Source organism: Citrobacter sp. CK195, assembly GCF_030333365.1.
GTDB lineage: Bacteria > Pseudomonadota > Gammaproteobacteria > Enterobacterales > Enterobacteriaceae > Citrobacter_B > Citrobacter_B koseri.
Genome location: NZ_JAOWGB010000026.1, coordinates 28,287 through 46,873, shown reverse-complemented (window position 1 = coordinate 46,873; position 18,587 = coordinate 28,287). Strand labels below are relative to the sequence as shown.

The window sequence follows — 18,587 nt, the reverse complement described above, 5'->3', positions numbered from 1 at the left end:
CTTTACCTCACTTACCTGAATGCAGGCAGAGTGACCGGGGCTCGCCTTTTTGCCGTTTACAGGCAGGGTCAAGACAGAGATTGCAACTGACCATTCCGGCTTCGGGTTCTGCTTCCGGTACTGACTCTTCTACAACAACGACGTCAGGTTCAGATTCAGGTTCTGTTTCAGGTTCCGGGGCTGGCATGGGCGCGGGCGGAATAACCGTCGCGCGGGAAAGAATCCCCTCCCCAGGCCTGGCGATAACTTTATGGGCGATCAGCCCCTGCTGTTGATCGGCAAAACTGGCACCGGTGATGATGGCGGACTGCACGGAGGCCACATCACCGGTGATTTTGATCACCGTCCAGCCAGAACCGTTGGTTCTCTCAAGCCCCACCAGCGTGATGGAAGCGGCTTTCGCCATGACATCCGCGCAACTGATGGCTAATGCCAGACCACTAACTTCAAGTAATCCCAGTGATTGCTTCACGCTGTGCTCCTTGGTTGCGGCCGTTTAGGCTGACTTGGGTAAAATGGCCTCAACGTCGCTGTGCGGACGTGGAATAACGTGGCAAGATTTCACCTCGCCCACGGCGCTTGCTGCGGCGCTTCCCGCATCGACTGCCGCTTTAACCGCGCCAACATCACCGCGAACCATAACGGTGACCAGGCCGGAGCCGATTTTTTCATAGCCCACCAGTTGCACGTTGGCGGACTTCACCATGGCGTCAGCGGCTTCGATAGCGCCGACTAACCCTTTTGTTTCAACCAGTCCCAGTGCGTTGTTCATACTGCGATTCTCCTGTTGCTTAGGTATTCAGATCCCGAAAGGGGATCCCTTTGACTAACCTTGCCGCGTTGTTACCAGCACTTCGCCGGGCATGGCTGTCCTGGTGATACATCAGCGTAAAAAGCGGCGCTGATGCGGGTAAATTCTTGTAATGCACAACCAGCTTTTCTTTGTCGCAGGCTATGCCGACGAGTAGTGGAGACCGACGCGCCGCCTGCCAGGCGCAATGGGTCACGTCACCGTCAGTCTGCGTCTGGATAACAAAGGGGATGCCTTCTTCTTCAATACCGAGAAGCACCTCTTTCCAGACCGCGATACCGTCATTGATGGTCGAAATAACGATAGCCGGGGTACTGGCGTTACTGTCCATGCGCGAACTCCTTATGCCAGGAGAGAATCAGCCCGGTTGCGACCGCATTTCTCGGGCCTTCTGTGCCGCGAATGTTTCCGCGACCGGCCACCAGGCGATAGTGCGCCAGCGCATCGGTGACGAGTTGCGGGATCTCGAAATCCAGAGACGATCCGCCAACCAGCACGACAAAAGGAATGTCACGAATGTTGCCGGTCGGGCTGACCTGGCGCAGCGCGCGCAGGGCGTTAGTGACGAAAACCCGCTCTTTGGCGCTGCGGCGAATGGCGCGTACTTTTTCCAGCGCTAAATCGCCGGGTAATGGAACCAGTTCATCGGGCTTCACCACACATACGCGGGCAAATACGGCTGGCGGCAGCGGGGTGGGGAAAAACTGGACGCTGCCATCTTCGTGACGCAGATGAAAAAGGCTTTCCACCTTCGCGAGTGGATACTTTTTAATCTCTTCTGCCAGATAGCGGTCATCCAGACCCAGCTCACGGGCAATAATCATCGTAACCATATCGCCAGCCCCTGCGAGGTGGGTGGCAATGATCTCCCCTTTGGGATTGATGATGGAGGCATCTGTCGAACCTGCGCCCAAATCGAGAATCGCCAGCGGACGCGTGGTGCCGGGAGTCGTCAACGCGCCTAAAATCGCCGCTTCAGCCTCAGCACCGCCAACCTGAACGTCAACACTCAGCTTTTGTTTGATTTCGCGGGCGATCATCGCCATTTGCAGACGGTCGGATTTCACCATTGAGGCGATGCCCACGGCCTGCTCCAGAGAAAATTCGCCTGCCAGCCCGCCGGTAACGCTCACCGGAACGGAAGTATCGACAGCCAGCAAATCCTGAATGAAGATCTCGTTGCTGGGCTTATTGGTCAGTTCCGCCATGGTCTGGCGTACATGTTCCAGCATGCCGCCAATATTGGTGCCTGCTTCGCCGGTCACGTTGTCCAGCTTGCGGCATTCGCCCACCGCTTTCATGATGGCTTCAGCACCGGCGGCAACATCCACACGGAGCGTGCGTCCCTGAGAAAGCAGTTCCAGATTCCCGGCGGGAATGGCGCGTGCTTTGACATCCCCTGACGGCGTTTTCACGACGACGGCGGAGCGATTGCCAATCAGCGCGCGCGCCATAGGGACGATATTTTTAGTTTCTTCGGCATTAAGGCCGAAAACCGTGGCAATACCGTAAGGGTTAGAGAGCGTTTCAATCACTTTCCCTGGTACGGCAACCTCAATTGCGGCCAGCATGCCCAGCGGAATCCGGTCGATATAGAGCACTTCATCGACGATCGGTAAAGGCTGTTCCAGGCGGTTGCTGACCAGGACGCCGTCGTCTTGCTGCAAAATGACGCCGGTGAGTTGATATCCGGCGCGTACGGAGGCGTTAATTATGGTGGCGACATCGGCGAAGTCGAACACCGATGACACGACCAGGATATAAGGCGTATCCGCCGGGCGGGTTAATAACTCTTGCGGCGTAATGGTCACTCCCACACCCAGACCGACCCCGCCTGGGGTTTTAGGGTTATGGCCGATCATTGTGGACTCGGTAATGATGGTTTCCGTGATGGTTTCCATCGCGACATCGCCAATGACCGGTGTGGCTTCGTTGATGCGGATAAGCGAAATATCGCTGACATTGATGCCTGCGTTTTTTGCCGCAAGCGTAAGCGCCTCCTGAATACCAAACACATTTCGTAATGTGCCTTTAATTCCGGTGGTTTCCGCCAGCGCGCTGCCGGTAATGGTCAGTGTGCCAGCCTCATCCAGCCGCGCCAGCGCGACTTCTGTTGATGAGTTGCCAATATCAATGCCAGCTATGTATCGCATCGTATTTCCCTAAAATTAATCGTCACCTTTGAGTTTTTTACGCTCGACGTATAACGTTGCCGCTTCACGCACGAAAGCTGCGCAAATCTTCGCCTGATAGCGATTTTCCAGATCGTCTGCGATAGCCATCAGCTCTTCTTTCGTCGAACGGTATGGACGCAGGGCGTTGTAAATTTCAAGGATTCGATCGTCCGGTACGGCGGTCAGTTCCGCTGCGCGCTCAAAGTTCATCGCCAGGCGGTCACGTCCGGCATCTCTGGCGATAGCCGCCTGAATGCGCAGCGTATCCGGCGTGATACGCATATCCTGTGCGGTCACTTTGTCGCTGAGGACGTTTTCCAGCGTGAATTCATCCAGCGTTTTATTGGTGGCGGTTTTTACCCATTCTGGATGTTTATTCGCCAGCGGATAATCCGTCACTTTTGCGGTATGCGTTGATGCGCTTGCTGCGGCCGGAGCAGGTGCGTTGCCCTGCAAGCTGTTCATGCGGCTCAACACGTCCCGAACCATCGATTCAATTGCGTCGGTATTCATGGAGGTATCCTTTGTTAAAGCGCCACGCGCAGTTCCTGCGGGTTTTTGCCCGTCACGACATACTTCGTCTCTTTAATGTGCAGAATGGCGGATTTCGCCTGGTACTTCGGGCGCGCCATTTGGTCATTTAAGGTCGGAACCGGTTGTGGTGACTCACGCTTCGCATAGCGCGCGGCGTTCTTGCCAATCTGACGATACGTTTCCAGCGTCAGCAGCGGCGCCTGAGGGAATAACTCCAGATTGGAGAGCGGCGGCAGCCCTTGCTGATGAATAACGGTAGTGCCTTTTGACTGAATACCGATTGAAATGCCGGAGCCGCTGAGGCGGTTGCCTTCAACGGCGACGAACGCCACGTCAGAGGATTTAAAGCAGCGGATCACGCGGGCTTTAATGCCTTCTTCTTCAATACCGGCGATCACTTCACGCAGGATATTTTTGTGCGGCAAGCCGACGATATTCACGGTCTGCGACAGGCCAAATGCCGGGCCCACGGCAATGATCACTTCATCCTGCTGCGTACCTTGTCTGGCCTCGCCAATTTCCGTCAGAAAACCGTCGCCTTGCGGCGCTGTAGTTTGCGGCGAAGTTGATGCTGTCGGTGCGCGAAAGGAGACGGGCTTATCGCTGGTTTGCATTTCAGAAAGCACGTCTTCGATTATCTGGCGCAGCAGCTTTTCATTAATTTCCATTTTTCACCCCTTAGCCAAGTTCGTTGGGATCGAGTGCGCCAGGGATGTTTTTAATCTCTTCCCAGCGTTCGCCTTGCAGGCGATAACCTGTTGCCGGACCGGCATAATCGTTGACGTCATTCACCGCAGAGAGCACCTGCCCGTCGCCGACGATAATGGCGGAGGTATGCAGATAGTCTCCGGTTAATTTGGCTTTCTGGATGTTGAGCATGTCTTGCGCGACGTCGGTGAAACCGCCTTTTGCAAGGGCTTTCACCACTTCCAGACCGTTACGGTTTTTGTTGATGATCTCTTGCGCGAACTTGATGTCTTCGACGATGTTACGTTCAGGCATATCTTTCGAGCCGTGAGCGTAGGTTGCGGCTTCAACCTCTTCATCGGTAATCGGCGGCAGCCCCATTCCGGCAAACACGGCTTGCAGCGCGCGCGCGGCTTTGTTACGGATGGCGATAACGTCTTCTTCGCGAACCGGACGCAGACCACCGTCCACTTTCAGGTCACGCTGGATAACGTTGTAGTCGTCGAAGTCCTCCGCATCTTCGTTTGAACCGGCAAACATGTTGTCGTAGTTCGGTACGGCGGAATAACCCGAGGAGATGAAGTCAGTACCCGGCAGGAACTGCATCAGCAGACGCGCGGTACGACGCATATCGGAGTGGGTGAAGGTCTGGTCGTTACTGGAGGCGCATTCCAGATCCAGCGCGGAGCAGATCAGGTTTTCCGCCAGTACGGCGCGAATGCCTGACGGTACGGCAGAAGGAACGCCGATGCAGCTGACAGAACCGTTCTGTAGACCCTGAACGCCTGCGGCTTTGGTGATATAGATACAGCGGGCTTCCAGATAGAGCATTGATTTGCCTTCAGCATAGCCCATCTGTACTTCGGAACCCGACCCCGAGGTAAAGCGCATTTTCAGGCCGCGAGAGGCATAGGAAGAGGCGAGGAAGCCTTTTGACCAGGGGGTATCGTCGCCATCGGTAAAGACCGGTTCAGTACCATAGACGGAAATGGTTTCGGCGTAGCAGGTGTGGCCCAGCATACCGAGCTTCAGTTCGGTGGCTTCTTCCAGTGAACACTGCGTTAATACGCCTGGGCGACCGACCTGGGAACCCACCAGCAGAGCGATAGCATTGAACGGGGCGTAGCGTGCGACCGCAACCGTTGTCTCTTGCTCATCAAACCCACGCCACGCGCCTTCTGCGGCATCGGCGGCAATCTGAACCGGGTTGTCTTTCACGTTGGTGACATGCGCCTGCTGAGAAGGCGTGCGGCGGGCGCGCATTTTTTGCATCGCCATCATCATCTCTACCACGTTCATGTGTGAGACGACTTCAACGATTTTTGCTGGCGTCATCGCCGTGGTGAGCGGAACGATGTCGCTGCGTTTGACGTTTGGATCGCACAGCATATTAGCGAGTTTGACCGAGTCCATCGCCATCACTTCTTCCGCGCGCGCCAGGTTAATACCGTAACGGGCGATAAAGTGGTCGATCAGGTCAAATTCGCTGGCGGCTTTGCCGTCCAGCTCGGTAACCGCGCCGTTAACGATTTTAATCGACGGTTTGGGGTCGTTCGGGCTTTCCATCGCAATGAAGCCTTCTTCGATCCACTCCTTAACGAAGCCATCCTGATTCACAGGGCGTTTCGCCAGTGCTTCAAATCTTTTCGATCTCATGAATCAGCCTCACGGATATCAGATGTAGGACGGACGATCGTTTTTCGGCGTCGCGCCGAGGGTGGACAGAACGGTTTTGCCGATTTCACGGGCTGAAATAACCGCCTGACGCACCGCGCCGGAATCCCCGGAAATCACCAGAATGGCTTCGTTACTGAAGCTGGTGCCGTGTGCCGGAGAGCTGTAAGCCACGACCTCAACATTGGCGGATTTCAGCGCGGTATCCGCCATCAGTACGCCAACGGAGGCGGGGGCGCCGACAATCACGCCGCAGGCGCGGCCAATTGGCGCGCCAAAGGCTTTTTCAAGCGCATAGCTGGCGCGGGCGGTGTATTGCAGCTCGATATGTCCGGCTTCATTGGCGTATACGTCGCCGAACGTCCGGTCGAGTTCTTTCAGCGCAACTTCAATGCCGCGCTTCACGTCCGAAACATCGTTGCCGCCTAAAATAATCAGCGAACCGTGGCCTGCGCCGCCTTTGGTATCGCGGGGAAGCTCAATGCTGACCACTTCGGTATTGGTCGCTTTTACTGCTTCATCGGCGGCCATAATGTGCGGGCCTGCGCCAGTTCGCGCGCCAAGGATTCCGATGGAGCGGTAGCGCTTTTCCAGCTTCATCGCTTCCAGTAAGGCACTGTCCACATTTGCGATCACCAGACCGACGGTGTCGCCAATCGCGGTGCCGACAAATTCCGTTAAACTGCAACTTTTCTCTGCCATAGCCGTCTCTCGTATTGGGTGGGTTTCTTCAGGAATGGCCGTTTGTTCTGGCGTTGCCACACGGGCAATCACCTGCGCCATGATCTGTTCCACCAGTTCATTGCTGCTCATTGGCTAATTCCCTTCGGTAAGATTTTTTCTACATCGGTATGAGGGCGTGGAATAACGTGTACGGCTTTCACTTCTCCCACGTTGCGTGCGGCAGCGGCGCCCGCATCGGTTGCCGCTTTTACTGCGCCAACGTCACCGCGAACGATGACCGTTACCAGCCCGGAGCCAATTTTTTCGTAGCCGACTAACATCACATTGGCTGACTTCACCATTGCGTCTGCGGCCTCTATGGCTGCGGTTAAGCCTTTGGTTTCTACCATTCCTAATGCTTCTTGTTGCATAAAGACCTCGCCTGGGTTGTCCCGATGTTGATGACTATAAAAAGAAGCGAGGAAAAAGAATGGCTGACTTTAAAAAGAGAATGAAAAAATAATGGGTGGTCAATAGCACTAAATTGCTGTGATTTTTTATAACCCGTTGAATCTAAAGGTTTGATGTGTTGTTTTTGATATGATTATTTCGTTTTCGCTATTCCATTTTTACATTTTACAGGGTGACAAAATAAATAACTTTTGCTACGCGAAAAATGGAATTGTGATATTTGTTTGAAAACGAATATCTGGTGATCGCAATTTTTTATTATCCCTAATCTGGCATTTTATTCGTTAGAGTACGCTCCATTATTGCCCTGGAGAATAAACAGAGAGCAATATTTTGCTATAGCAACACGATTTTTCGGGGCAGGTTAACGGCAGATTGCCAACAATTTACAGGTGCCGCTTTTTATAGTGATGCTCGTTGTACTCTACTGCCAGTACGGCGTTGTGCTGGTAAAGACACGAACTCTGCTTAGAAGGTGTCACAATGAACGATTCACTAAAAGCACAATGTATTGCCGAGTTTTTGGGCACCGGGCTGTTTTTGTTCTTTGGTATCGGTTGCCTGAGTGCATTAAAGGTTGCGGGTGCGAGTCTGGGGCTATGGGAGATCTGCATCATTTGGGGGCTTGGGATCTCGCTTGCCGTTTATCTCACGGCCGGGATATCGGGCGCGCACCTGAACCCGGCGATTACCATTGCGCTGTGGTTGTTTGCCTGTTTCCCTGGGCGAAAGGTCTTGCCTTATTCCATCGCTCAGGTTGCCGGAGCGTTCGGCGGCGCGCTGTTGGCCTATCTGCTCTACGGTAGCTTATTTACCGAGTTTGAAGCGGCGAACCATATGGTGCGCGGCAGCGTGGAGAGTCTGCAACTTGCCAGTATTTTCAGTACCTACCCGGCAGCCGCGCTGAGCGTATGGCAGGCGGCGCTGGTCGAAGTGGTCATTACCTCGATTCTGATGGGGATGATCATGGCGCTGACCGATGATGGCAATGGGGTTCCTAAAGGGCCGCTGGCGCCTTTGCTTATCGGTATTTTGGTTGCCGTTATCGGGGCGTCTACCGGGCCGCTTACGGGGTTTGCGATGAATCCGGCGCGTGATTTTGGTCCAAAATTATTCGCGTGGTTTGCCGGTTGGGGAGACATTGCCATGACCGGGGGGCGCGATATTCCTTATTTTATTGTGCCGATTATTGCGCCGATTGTCGGAGCTTGCGCCGGAGCTGCGGTTTATCGCTACCTGATTGGTAAAAATTTACCGTGCAATGCCTGTAAGCTGGAGGAAAATGGACGTTAACACGACGGGACGTATGTATTTTTGAAACACGTAAAATCATTTCGTGATCTGGTTTCACGAACTGGTCAAAACGTCTCCCACGGATGGGAGACTTTTGTTATTGTCCCTTATACTTTTTTATCACTAATACAGTATGGTGATGATGAAAGGTAAATGTGAAATAAATGTTCCATTTGCAACAATAAATTAACTGAGGGGTTTTATCATGATTTCTGCGAGTGCCCTGAACTCAGAACTCATTAATAAAATCGCACAGGATTTTGCACAAGCCACCAGTCTGGCGGTCGTGGTTGTCAATATTCACGGTGATGAAATTTCTGAGTTATTCAATTTCACGCCTTTTTGTCAGCTAATGCGTCAACATCCTCAACACAGTATTCGTTGCCGTATGAGCGATCGCTGCGGGGGGCTGGAAGCGTCAAAATCAGATCAGCCCTGTATTTATCGTTGCCATGCCGGGCTAACCGATTTCTCCATTCCTTTGGTGATTGCCGGTCATCTGGTGGGGTTTGTGTTATGCGGTCAGGTACGTTTAAGCGATGATGTCGGACTGGTTGATATTCTTAATGTCGATGATCGCTGGCAGGCCGATCCTGAACTGTTGAATGAGTTCCGAAACGTCCCCGAAATGGACTACGCGCGGGTGATAGCCTCTGCGGATCTGCTGAAGCTGATTGTGGAAAATTGCCTTAAAAAACAACTTAATTTTGTTGTTATTAAAGACAATCCGCCGCAAGCGGAACCTGCTCGTTCGCAACGTGGGCCCAATCCCCACGACAGCAAAATGAAGAAAGCGTTACGCTACATTGATGCGCATTTATCGGACGATCTTCGCCTTGAGGATGTCGCTTCTCACGTCTACCTCAGCCCGTACTACTTTAGTAAGTTATTCAAGAAATATCAGGGAATCGGTTTTAATGCCTGGGTAAACCAACAGCGCATGGCCAGCGCCAGAGAGCTGCTTTGTCACAGTGACTGGAGTATCGCCAGCATTGCACGTAATTTAGGCTTTTCTCAAACCAGTTATTTTTGCAAAGTGTTCCGTCAGACCTACCAGATCACGCCACAGGCTTTCCGTCAGCAAATAAATGATAATTCGTCCGCCGAGTCCGCATAAATAGCAATATTTTGCTATTGCCGATTTTTGATATCGTATTGTATGTCAGTCATTATAAAATGAAAAAAACTATAGCAGAGCAATAAATTGTCATAGCGCAACAAAATAATGTTATCTGAAGGATAAACTGAGCCAGTTTTTATTTTTGTGATGAGATACAGTGTCATTATGAATAGGTTTCATTATTCTTTTGCGCAGTGTTTCATTCAAAACAGGCGTCATTACACCATTGCGTTGGCATAATGGCGCGTAACAGGTAATTAAAATTTAATTGTCGTTATGAGCGAGAAAGTGATGCTCATAACATCAGCCGACAGGTTTGGCACATTTGTGTCAGGGAAGGGGGTGAGAATCCCCCGCAGCCCCCGCTGCTGTGATGCTGACGACCCCGTAAGACCACTGATCGCAAGATTGGGAAGGACGGGCGAGGAGGACGCTAAGCCAGAAGACCTGCCTGTCGGTATTTACCAACAACTTCGGTGGGAAGTGGGTTGCTCAGTAGCGTACAGTCGAAAGACTGGGGTAATACGCAGCTAAACAATACCTCTACCACCCTGAACAGGATCAGGGTATGGCGGCAAAGCTTCACGCATTTATTCTCGCAGGAACCGGAAGCGGCTGTGGTAAAACCACCGTCACGCTTGGTCTGCTGAGTCTGCTGAAAAGACGTGGAATGCGTGTTCAGCCATGCAAAGTCGGCCCTGATTATCTCGATACTGGCTGGCATACGGCAGTATGCGGCAGTGCGTCCCGTAACCTCGACAGCTTTATGCTCCCGGAGCCCGTGCTTAACGCGCTGTTTTGTGAACACATGCAGCAGGCGGACGTCGCGGTGATCGAAGGCGTGATGGGACTCTATGACGGCTATGGCACCGACCCGAACTACTGTAGTACGGCGGCGATGGCGAAACAGCTGGGCTGCCCCGTGATTTTACTGGTGGACGGTAAAGCCGTTTCTACCTCCATTGCCGCAACGGTAATGGGATTTCAGCACTTTGATCCCGACCTCAATATCGCTGGCGTGATTGTTAATCGCGTTAATAGCGAAACTCACTACCAACTCCTGAAAACGGCGATTGAACGCTATTGTTCGCTACCGGTGCTTGGCTATGTTCCCGGAGTGGAAGGCGTGGCGTTGCCGGAGCGTCATCTGGGGCTGATTACCGCGCGTGAGTCCGTTGTTAATCAGCAGCCGTGGCAGGAGTTTGCCGATACGCTTGAACGAACGCTGGACATTGATGCGCTTCTTTCCCTGAGTCAGCTAACCGCGTTGCCTGCTGGCGAGTGGCCGGCGTTACCCGACCCGCAGGCGGGAAAAGGACTTACCGTTGCCATCGCGGATGACGAAGCGTTTAACTTTTACTATCCCGATAACATCAAACTGCTGGAACGTACTGGCGTAACGATGACGCGTTTCAGTCCACTGCATGACAGCACGCTGCCGGAATGCCAGATGATCTGGCTGGGAGGCGGATACCCCGAGCTACACGCCGGCGCGCTGGCGGCGAACACCCCAATGCTGGCGCAAATGCGCGCCGCCCATCAGCGCGGCGTGGCGATTTACGCAGAGTGCGGCGGGCTGATGTACCTCGGCAGTACCCTGGAGGACGCTAGTGGAGAGATTCACCGGATGGTGGATGTGATTCCGGGGCACAGCAAAATGGGGAAACGGTTGACCCGCTTTGGCTACTGCGAAGCGCAGGCCAGAGAGCAAACGCTGCTGGCGGCGGCAGGCGAAGTGCTGCGTGGACATGAGTTCCACTATTCTGATTTTCTCCCGGAAAACCCGGCGGTGATGGCGTGCCGTAAAGTCCGCGATGGTAAGACATTGCAGGAATGGTTTGGCGGCTGGCAGGTGGGAAATACCTTTGCAAGCTACCTTCACGTTCATTTCGCACAACGCCCTGCAATGCTGAACCACTGGCTGGCGGCAGGAAGGGAGGCGCTATGACCGTGCTTGCGTGGTGTATCGCCTGGCTTCTGGATTTCGTTATTGGCGATCCGCAGAACTGGCCGCATCCGGTACGCTGGATTGGCAATTTAATTTCAGCAACTCAACGTGTTGTGCGGCGTTACTGCCATAGCGACAGATCGCTGCGCATTGGCGGAGCGGTGATGTGGCTGGTGGTGGTCGGCGTGACGTGGGCGGTTTCCTGGGGCGTGCTGGCGCTGGCGAGCGCGATCCATCCCTGGTTTGGCTGGCTGGTAGAGATCTGGATGATTTTTACCGTGCTGGCTGGCCGCTGTCTTGCGAATGCTGCCCGCGATGTTGAACGCCCGCTGCGGGCGGGCGATTTAGCTGAAAGCCGCGAGAAGCTGTCATGGATTGTCGGACGGGATACCTCACAGTTACAGCCTGAACAGGTTAATCGTGCCGTGGTGGAAACGGTCGCCGAGAACACCGTAGATGGCATCATCGCCCCGCTTTTTTTCCTCTTTTTGGGCGGCGCGCCGCTGGCAATGGCGTACAAAGCCGTAAATACCCTCGATTCAATGGTTGGCTATAAACACGAAAAATATCGCGCCATTGGTATGGTCAGCGCCCGTCTGGATGATATTGCGAACGTTATCCCGGCGCGTCTGAGCTGGCTGCTGCTGAGCATTGCCGCGACGTTGTGTCGTTACGACGGCTATCGCGCCCTGCATATCGGCTGGCGGGATCGCTACAACCACAGCAGTCCTAACTGCGCGTGGTCAGAAGCCTCTGTTGCTGGTGCGCTGGGTATTCGTCTTGGCGGCCCGAATGACTACTTTGGCGAGCGTGTTGAAAAACCCTGGATAGGCGACGCGCAGCGCGGCATTTCAGTAGATGACATTTCCCGAACGATTCGATTGATGTGGGTAGCCTCGACCCTGGCACTGGCGCTGTTTATCGCCGTACGGTGCCTGCTGGTTGGCGCAGCCTGAGGATAACAGACGATGCAATATATTCAGCAGCCCCAGGCGATTGAGGCCAAAAGTTTCGACATCATTGGCGAGATCATTCGCGAGACACGCCCGGAATATCAGTTTGCCAGCCCGCTTCACGAAGCGATCATCAAGCGGGTGATTCACACCACCGCCGACTTTGACTGGCTGGATATTCTCTGGTTTTCCGATGACGCGCTGGAGCGACTCTGCGCGGCGCTGAGTCGCCCATCCATTATCTATACCGATACCACAATGGCGCTTTCCGGCATCAATAAAACATTGCTGGCGACGTTTGGCGGTGAATGCCGTTGCTATATCAGCGATCCGCGAGTCGTGGCGGAAGCAAAAGCGCAGGGGATTACCCGATCAATGGCGGCGGTGGATATCGCCGTGACGGAAGAGAGTGAAAAGGTGTTTGTATTCGGCAATGCACCGACGGCGCTGTTCCGGTTGCTTGAGCATGACGTTGCCGTGAGCGGCGTGGTAGGCGTACCGGTCGGGTTCGTCGGGGCGGCGGAGTCTAAAGATGCGCTGACGAAAAGCGCATTGCCAGCTATCGCGGCGCTGGGGCGTAAAGGAGGAAGCAACGTCGCCGCCGCGATCGTAAACGCCATGCTCTATTACTTGCAGGGGGCGCGATGAGCGATCAATCCTTCGACGCGCCTGTCTGGCACAACGGCAAAGCGTTGCGAAAAGGGTATACCACCGGATCGTGCGCGACCGCTGCGGCAAAGGTCGCCGCGTTGATGGTGTTACGCCAGCATCTGATTCATCAGGTCTCCATCGTTACGCCGTCCGGGGTGACATTGTGCCTGAACGTCGAGTCGCCGCACATTGAAGGGCGGCAGGCGATTGCCGCGATCCGTAAGGACGGCGGCGATGATGTCGATGCCACGCACGGAATGCTGATTTTTGCCCGCGTAACGCTGAACGATAGCGGCGAGATTACGTTGCAGGGCGGAGAAGGCGTGGGAACCGTGACGCGTAAGGGAATTGGACTGCCGGTGGGCAGCGCGGCGATTAATCGTACTCCGCGTCATACCATTGAGTCTGTAGTACGCGAAGCGATAGGCCCGGCGCGGGGAGCGGATATTGAAATTTTTGCCCCGGAGGGGGAAGAACGGGCGCAGAAAACCTATAACGCGCGCCTCGGTATTTTGGGCGGTATTTCGATCATTGGAACCACCGGCATTGTCACTCCGATGTCGGAGGAGAGCTGGAAACGCTCACTGTCGCTGGAGCTGGAAATCAAACGCGCCGCCGGTCTGGAACGCGTTGTGCTGGTGCCGGGAAACCACGGCGAGCGTTTTGTGCGCGAACAGATGGGTATCGACACGCAGGTTGTCGTCACCATGAGCAATTTCGTCGGTTACATGATTGAAGAAGCGGTACGTCTGGGATACCGCCATATCGTGTTGATCGGCCATCCCGGTAAGTTGATTAAAATAGCCGCGGGAATTTTCCACACTCACAGCCACATCGCAGATGCCCGCATGGAAACCCTGGTGGCGCATCTGGCGCTGCTTGGCGCGCCGCTTGAGTTACTGACTCGGGTCAGCGACTGCGACACCACCGAAGCGGCAATGGAGCACATTGAAGCATACGGTTTTCAACATATTTACAACCATCTTGCGCAACGCATCTGTATGCGCGTGATGCAGATGCTGCGCTTCACGAAAACGCCACCTACCTGCGACGCCATCATGTTCTCTTTTGATAACCAGATCCTCGGTAGCAATCGCCCGATCGAAGAGATTGTGGAGGAGATGCAATGCTAACGGTGGTGGGCATGGGGCCGGCAGGGCTGCATTTGATGACGCCAGCGGCACGCGAGGCCGTGGCGGATGCCGATGTGCTGGTGGGGGGAAAGCGCCATTTATTGCAGTTTCCTGCGTTCACCGGCGAACAGTTTGTTCTGGGCGCCAATATTGCGGAATTGCTCAACTGGATTGCCGGGCAGCAGGACAAACGCATCGTGGTGCTGGCGTCCGGCGATCCGCTGTTTTACGGCATCGGGACGCGCATGGTGGCCCATTTTGGCATTGAGCGGGTGCGCATTATTCCCGGTATCAGCGCAGTGCAATATCTGTGTGCGCAATCGGGTATCGATATGAACGATATGTGGCTGACCAGCAGCCACGGTCGCAGCGTCTGTTTTGATGAGCTGGCGCGTCATCGCAAGGTCGCGATGGTGACGGATGCCCGCTGCGGGCCGCGAGAAATTGCGACGCAGTTAATGGCGCGCGACAAGGGGCATCGCTGGATGGTGATAGGCGAAAACCTGGCAATGGAAAACGAGCGGATTCACTGGCTGCGCGTCAGTGAAGTCAATGCCGACTATGACATGAACGCAGTGGTGATCCTTGATGAAAGATGAGCTTTTTCTACGTGGCGAGAACGTGCCGATGACCAAAGAAGCGGTTCGCGTGCTCGCGCTGTCAAAACTTGATTTGCACCGTGCCAGCCATCTGATTGACGTAGGCGCCGGAACCGGGAGTGTGTCGATAGAGGCGGCGTTACAGCACCCTTCGCTGCACGTTACGGCGATTGAACGTAACCCGGCAGCCCTGCGGTTGCTGGATGAAAACCGCCAGCATTTTGCCTGCGGCAATATCGACATTCTGCCGGGTGAAGCGCCGATGACGATGACCGAAAAAGCGGATGCGGTGTTTATGGGCGGGAGCGGCGGCCATCTGACGACGCTGATTGACTGGGCTATGCGGCAATTGCATCCCGGCGGCCGTCTGGTGATGACCTTTATCCTTCAGGAAAACCTGAATACTGCGCTGGAATATCTGACACAGATTGGCATCCATGAGGTGGATTGCCTGCAAGTGCAGGTGTCGTCACTCACTCCCCTCGGCAATGGCCACTATTTCAAACCGAATAATCCTGTTTTTGTTATCGCCTGTCAGAAGGAAGAGAACCATGTCTGAGACATTTGATCCCCGCTGTGTATGGTTTGTCGGCGCAGGTCCGGGCGATCGTGAACTGATCACGCTCAAAGGTTATCGCCTGTTGCAACAGGCGCAGGTCGTTATTTATGCCGGATCGCTGATTAATACTGAACTGCTGGACTATTGCCCACCAGGTGCAGAGTGCCACGACAGCGCCGAACTGCATCTGGAGCAAATTCTGGATCTGATGGAAGCGGGCGTGAAAGCCGGAAAAACGGTCGTACGCCTGCAAACGGGCGATGTGTCGCTGTACGGCTCCGTGCGTGAGCAGGGCGAAGAACTTACCCGGCGCGGCATCGACTGGCAGGTGGTGCCGGGCGTCAGCGCGTTTCTCGGCGCTGCTGCGGAGCTGGGGGTGGAGTATACCGTCCCGGAAGTTTCGCAAAGCCTCATCATTACCCGCCTGGAAGGGCGTACTCCGGTGCCGGAACGTGAACAGCTGGAGTCCTTCGCCAGCCACCAGACGTCAATGGCGATTTATCTCTCCGTGCAGCGTATTCACCGGGTTGCCGAGCGGCTGATTGAAGGCGGCTATCCGACCACCACGCCGGTGGCGGTTATCTACAAAGCGACCTGGCCGGAAAGCCAGACCGTGCGCGGCACGCTGGCGGATATCGGCGACAAAGTACGTGAGGCGGGTATCCGTAAAACGGCGCTCATTCTGGTCGGGAATTTCCTGGGGGATGAGTATCACTACTCAAAACTCTATGCGGCGGACTTTAGCCATGAATACCGTAAAGCCTGAATCTATAGCCCTGTTTTGTCTGACGCCCGGCGGCGTACAGCTTGCGAAGCGGCTGGCGGCGATGCTGCCGTTAACCTGCTTTACCAGTGAGAAACTGCTGGACGACGGGTTTATGCCCTTCGAAGGCGGATTTGCACAATCGGCCCGCGATGCGTTTGCTAACTATTCGGCGCTGATTTTTATCGGTGCGACCGGCATCGCGGTACGCGTGCTGGCGCCGCTGGTAAACGACAAATTCAGCGACCCGGCGGTGGTGGTGATCGACGAGCGGGGCCAGCATGTGATCAGCCTGCTCTCTGGTCATGCGGGGGGCGCCAATGCGCTGACCCGCTATCTGGCGGGCATGCTCGGCGCCGATCCGGTTATCACGACGGCGACTGACGTTAACGATATGGCGGCGCTTGATACGCTGGCATTTCAGCTCAATGCCCGGATGACCGATTTCCGCTCGGCGGTAAAAATCGTCAACCAGATGCTGGTCAGCCACCAGCGCGTCGGGCTGTGGTGGGATGAGGAGCTGGCAGACGATGTCAGTCACTGCGATCGACGCGGGTTCATCACCGTGACAGACCTGCATCAACTTCCTGAGCTTGATGCGCTGATTTGCATCACTTTGCGCAATGAATTGCCAGAAATACCCGTCCGACACTGGAAGCTGGTGCCGCAGCGGGTGGTCGCCGGAATCGGCTGTCGCCGCGATACGCCGTTCCCGCTGCTGGCAGCGCTGCTGGCGCGACAGCTGGAGGCGCAGAAATTTGATCCGCTGGCGTTGAAAGCGATTGGCAGCGTCTCGCTCAAAAAAGATGAGCAGGGATTAATCCAGCTTGCCTCCTGCTGTCGCGTTCCCTTTGAAACCTTTACCGCTGACGCGTTGCGTGAGCATGAACATCGCTTCCCGGCCTCCAGATTTGTGCGGCAAACCGTCGGTGTGGGCAGCGTATCCGGCCCGGCGGCCTGGCTGTTAAGTCACGGAAAACTGTCTGGCGAAACCCTGCGCGAACAGGGCGTCACTATTACTTTGGGAGTTTCACACTGATGTTAAGCGTAATTGGAATTGGCCCTGGCTCGCAGGCAATGATGACGATGGAAGCCGTAGAAGCCTTACAGGCGGCGGAAATTGTCGTTGGCTATAAAACGTACACCCATCTGGTAAAAGCCTTTACCGGCGACAAGCAGGTGATCAAAACCGGAATGTGCAAAGAGATCGAACGCTGTCAGGCGGCGATTGAACTGGCGCAGGCCGGACACAATGTGGCGCTGATCAGCAGCGGCGATGCGGGGATTTATGGCATGGCGGGGCTGGTGCTGGAATTGGTCAGCAAACAGAAGCTGGACGTTGAAGTGCGGCTGATCCCCGGCATGACCGCCAGTATCGCGGCGGCCTCCCTGCTGGGCGCGCCGTTGATGCACGATTTCTGTCATATCAGCCTGAGCGATCTCCTGACGCCGTGGCCGGTCATCGAAAAACGGATTATCGCCGCCGGAGAAGCAGACTTCGTGATCTGTTTCTATAACCCGCGCAGCCGTGGCCGTGAAGGCCATCTGGCGCGTGCTTTTGAACTGCTGTCCGCCAGCAAAAACGCGCAAACGCCGGTTGGCGTGGTGAAGTCGGCCGGGCGTAAAAAGCAGGAAAAATGGCTGACCACGCTCGGCGATATGGATTTTGAGCCTGTCGATATGACCAGCCTGGTGATTGTCGGCAACAAAGCCACTTACGTACAGGATGGTCTGATGATCACGCCGCGAGGTTACGTACTGTGAGTTACGGCGACGTGCTGGTTATGGGCGGCACCAGCGATGCCCGGATGCTGTGTCAGCAACTGGATGCGGCAAAGGTGGCATACACCCTGTCGGTTGCCACGCCGACAGGAAAGCAGCTGGCTGGCGACATTAAAGGGCATATCCGCTGCGGGCGCCTGGAGCCAGAGGAGATGGTGGCCTGGCTGAAAGCGCACCGCACGCGTTGGGTCATTGATGCGTCGCACCCGTATGCCGAGGTCGTCAGCCGCAACATTATGCACGCCTGTGAACGCGCGGGGGTGTTGCTGAGCCGCTATCAGCGCCCGGAACAGCTCAGCGAGCTTACGCACCCGCTGTTGCACCATGTCCACACGATTGCTGAGGCCTGCGATGTGGCGCAGCGCTTTGGCGAACGCGTTCTGTTAACGACCGGAAGTAAAGATCTGGCGACCTGGCGAGCCGGGTTGCCGCACAAAAAACTGCTGGCCCGCGTCTTACCTGTTCCTGAGGTCATTCAGCAATGTGCCGACCTGGGATTTGGCGTTGGTGAGATTTTCGCCCTGTGCGGGCCGTTCAGCGCTGAATTTAACGCGGCGTTTTATCGTCAGTGCCAGGCCGATGTCGTGGTGACAAAAGCATCGGGGGCGGAGGGCGGTTATCAGGAAAAAGTTCAACCCTGTCTGGATGCCGGTATCCCCTGCATCGTGATTACCCGCCCGGCAACGCTTGTAACGGGTGATGAGTTACTGGAAAGTCAGGCCGCATTTGCGCAGCGTTTGGCGCGCTGGCTGGCCGCTGCTTAAGGAGTAAG

21 protein-coding genes and 1 riboswitch are annotated in these 18,587 nt (G+C 55.1%); of the genes, 12 read left to right on the top strand and 9 right to left on the bottom strand.

What is annotated here, in order from left to right:
- Positions 1-7: 7 nt before the first annotated feature.
- Genes OGX93_RS17815 through pduA form a run of 9 tightly spaced genes read right to left on the bottom strand, consistent with a single transcriptional unit; the run spans position 8 to position 6,974 of the window.
- Positions 8-472, bottom strand: coding sequence for a BMC domain-containing protein (locus OGX93_RS17815; RefSeq protein WP_047462701.1), 465 nt, complete (start codon positions 470-472; stop codon positions 8-10).
- A 24-nt stretch (positions 473-496) separates the two neighbouring features.
- Positions 497-772: a propanediol utilization microcompartment protein PduJ gene (gene pduJ, locus OGX93_RS17810; RefSeq protein WP_004853788.1), complete on the bottom strand. Its 276-nt coding sequence runs from the start codon at positions 770-772 to the stop codon at positions 497-499.
- A gap of 19 nt (positions 773-791) precedes the next feature.
- A complete protein-coding gene (locus OGX93_RS17805) occupies positions 792-1,142 on the bottom strand; it encodes a glycerol dehydratase reactivase beta/small subunit family protein (protein WP_047462708.1) in 351 nt (116 codons plus the stop codon).
- Entirely contained in the window at positions 1,132-2,964 is a 1,833-nt protein-coding gene (locus OGX93_RS17800; RefSeq protein ID WP_286449148.1) for a diol dehydratase reactivase subunit alpha, read from the bottom strand. Before OGX93_RS17800 ends, OGX93_RS17805 begins: the two co-directional genes overlap by 11 nt.
- Before the next feature lie 15 nt (positions 2,965-2,979).
- Positions 2,980-3,498 carry a propanediol dehydratase small subunit PduE gene (gene pduE / locus OGX93_RS17795; protein ID WP_012131768.1) on the bottom strand — a complete coding sequence of 173 codons (519 nt, stop codon included), beginning with the start codon at positions 3,496-3,498 and terminating at the stop codon, positions 2,980-2,982.
- Between the two features lie 14 nt (positions 3,499-3,512).
- Positions 3,513-4,187: a propanediol dehydratase medium subunit PduD gene (pduD, locus tag OGX93_RS17790; protein WP_047462718.1), complete on the bottom strand. Its 675-nt coding sequence runs from the start codon at positions 4,185-4,187 to the stop codon at positions 3,513-3,515.
- Between the two features lie 10 nt (positions 4,188-4,197).
- Positions 4,198-5,862: a propanediol dehydratase large subunit PduC gene (gene pduC, locus OGX93_RS17785; RefSeq protein WP_047462720.1), complete on the bottom strand. Its 1,665-nt coding sequence runs from the start codon at positions 5,860-5,862 to the stop codon at positions 4,198-4,200.
- Positions 5,863-5,880: 18 nt separating this feature from the next.
- A complete protein-coding gene (gene pduB, locus OGX93_RS17780) occupies positions 5,881-6,693 on the bottom strand; it encodes a propanediol utilization microcompartment protein PduB (RefSeq protein WP_012131771.1) in 813 nt (270 codons plus the stop codon).
- Positions 6,690-6,974, bottom strand: a complete 285-nt coding sequence (gene pduA / locus OGX93_RS17775; protein ID WP_001183618.1) for a propanediol utilization microcompartment protein PduA — start codon at positions 6,972-6,974, stop codon at positions 6,690-6,692. Before pduA ends, pduB begins: the two co-directional genes overlap by 4 nt.
- A gap of 523 nt (positions 6,975-7,497) precedes the next feature.
- Here pduA and pduF point away from each other — a divergent pair.
- From pduF to OGX93_RS17715, 12 genes are all read left to right on the top strand, one after another.
- On the top strand, positions 7,498-8,307 hold the full coding sequence (gene pduF / locus OGX93_RS17770; RefSeq protein WP_047462725.1) for a propanediol diffusion facilitator PduF: 810 nt from the start codon (positions 7,498-7,500) through the stop codon (positions 8,305-8,307).
- Positions 8,308-8,512: 205 nt separating this feature from the next.
- Entirely contained in the window at positions 8,513-9,424 is a 912-nt protein-coding gene (pocR, locus tag OGX93_RS17765; RefSeq protein ID WP_012131773.1) for a transcriptional regulator PocR, read from the top strand.
- Positions 9,425-9,722: 298 nt separating this feature from the next.
- A riboswitch (cobalamin riboswitch) is annotated at positions 9,723-9,896 on the top strand.
- A gap of 99 nt (positions 9,897-9,995) precedes the next feature.
- On the top strand, positions 9,996-11,375 hold the full coding sequence (locus OGX93_RS17760; protein WP_286449147.1) for a cobyrinic acid a,c-diamide synthase CobB: 1,380 nt from the start codon (positions 9,996-9,998) through the stop codon (positions 11,373-11,375).
- Positions 11,372-12,331: an adenosylcobinamide-phosphate synthase CbiB gene (gene cbiB / locus OGX93_RS17755; protein WP_047462732.1), complete on the top strand. Its 960-nt coding sequence runs from the start codon at positions 11,372-11,374 to the stop codon at positions 12,329-12,331. Before OGX93_RS17760 ends, cbiB begins: the two co-directional genes overlap by 4 nt.
- A 12-nt stretch (positions 12,332-12,343) precedes the next feature.
- Positions 12,344-12,976: a cobalt-precorrin-8 methylmutase gene (locus OGX93_RS17750; RefSeq protein ID WP_012131778.1), complete on the top strand. Its 633-nt coding sequence runs from the start codon at positions 12,344-12,346 to the stop codon at positions 12,974-12,976.
- Positions 12,973-14,112, top strand: coding sequence for a cobalt-precorrin-5B (C(1))-methyltransferase CbiD (cbiD, locus tag OGX93_RS17745; RefSeq protein WP_012131779.1), 1,140 nt, complete (start codon positions 12,973-12,975; stop codon positions 14,110-14,112). Before OGX93_RS17750 ends, cbiD begins: the two co-directional genes overlap by 4 nt.
- Positions 14,106-14,711 (top strand): cobalt-precorrin-7 (C(5))-methyltransferase, encoded by a 606-nt coding sequence (locus OGX93_RS17740; protein ID WP_047462737.1) that lies wholly within the window; start codon positions 14,106-14,108, stop codon positions 14,709-14,711. Before cbiD ends, OGX93_RS17740 begins: the two co-directional genes overlap by 7 nt.
- Entirely contained in the window at positions 14,701-15,270 is a 570-nt protein-coding gene (locus OGX93_RS17735) for a decarboxylating cobalt-precorrin-6B (C(15))-methyltransferase (protein WP_286449146.1), read from the top strand. Before OGX93_RS17740 ends, OGX93_RS17735 begins: the two co-directional genes overlap by 11 nt.
- On the top strand, positions 15,263-16,036 hold the full coding sequence (locus tag OGX93_RS17730; protein WP_012131782.1) for a cobalt-precorrin-4 methyltransferase: 774 nt from the start codon (positions 15,263-15,265) through the stop codon (positions 16,034-16,036). Before OGX93_RS17735 ends, OGX93_RS17730 begins: the two co-directional genes overlap by 8 nt.
- The gene (gene cbiG, locus OGX93_RS17725) at positions 16,017-17,072 is read left to right on the top strand and encodes a cobalt-precorrin 5A hydrolase (RefSeq protein WP_286449145.1); all 1,056 of its coding nucleotides are present in this window, start codon (positions 16,017-16,019) and stop codon (positions 17,070-17,072) included. The genes OGX93_RS17730 and cbiG overlap by 20 nt, the downstream gene beginning before the upstream one ends.
- Positions 17,072-17,797, top strand: coding sequence for a precorrin-3B C(17)-methyltransferase (locus tag OGX93_RS17720; RefSeq protein WP_012131784.1), 726 nt, complete (start codon positions 17,072-17,074; stop codon positions 17,795-17,797). The genes cbiG and OGX93_RS17720 overlap by 1 nt, the downstream gene beginning before the upstream one ends.
- Positions 17,794-18,579, top strand: coding sequence for a cobalt-precorrin-6A reductase (locus OGX93_RS17715; RefSeq protein ID WP_153257697.1), 786 nt, complete (start codon positions 17,794-17,796; stop codon positions 18,577-18,579). Before OGX93_RS17720 ends, OGX93_RS17715 begins: the two co-directional genes overlap by 4 nt.
- Positions 18,580-18,587: the final 8 nt, after the last annotated feature.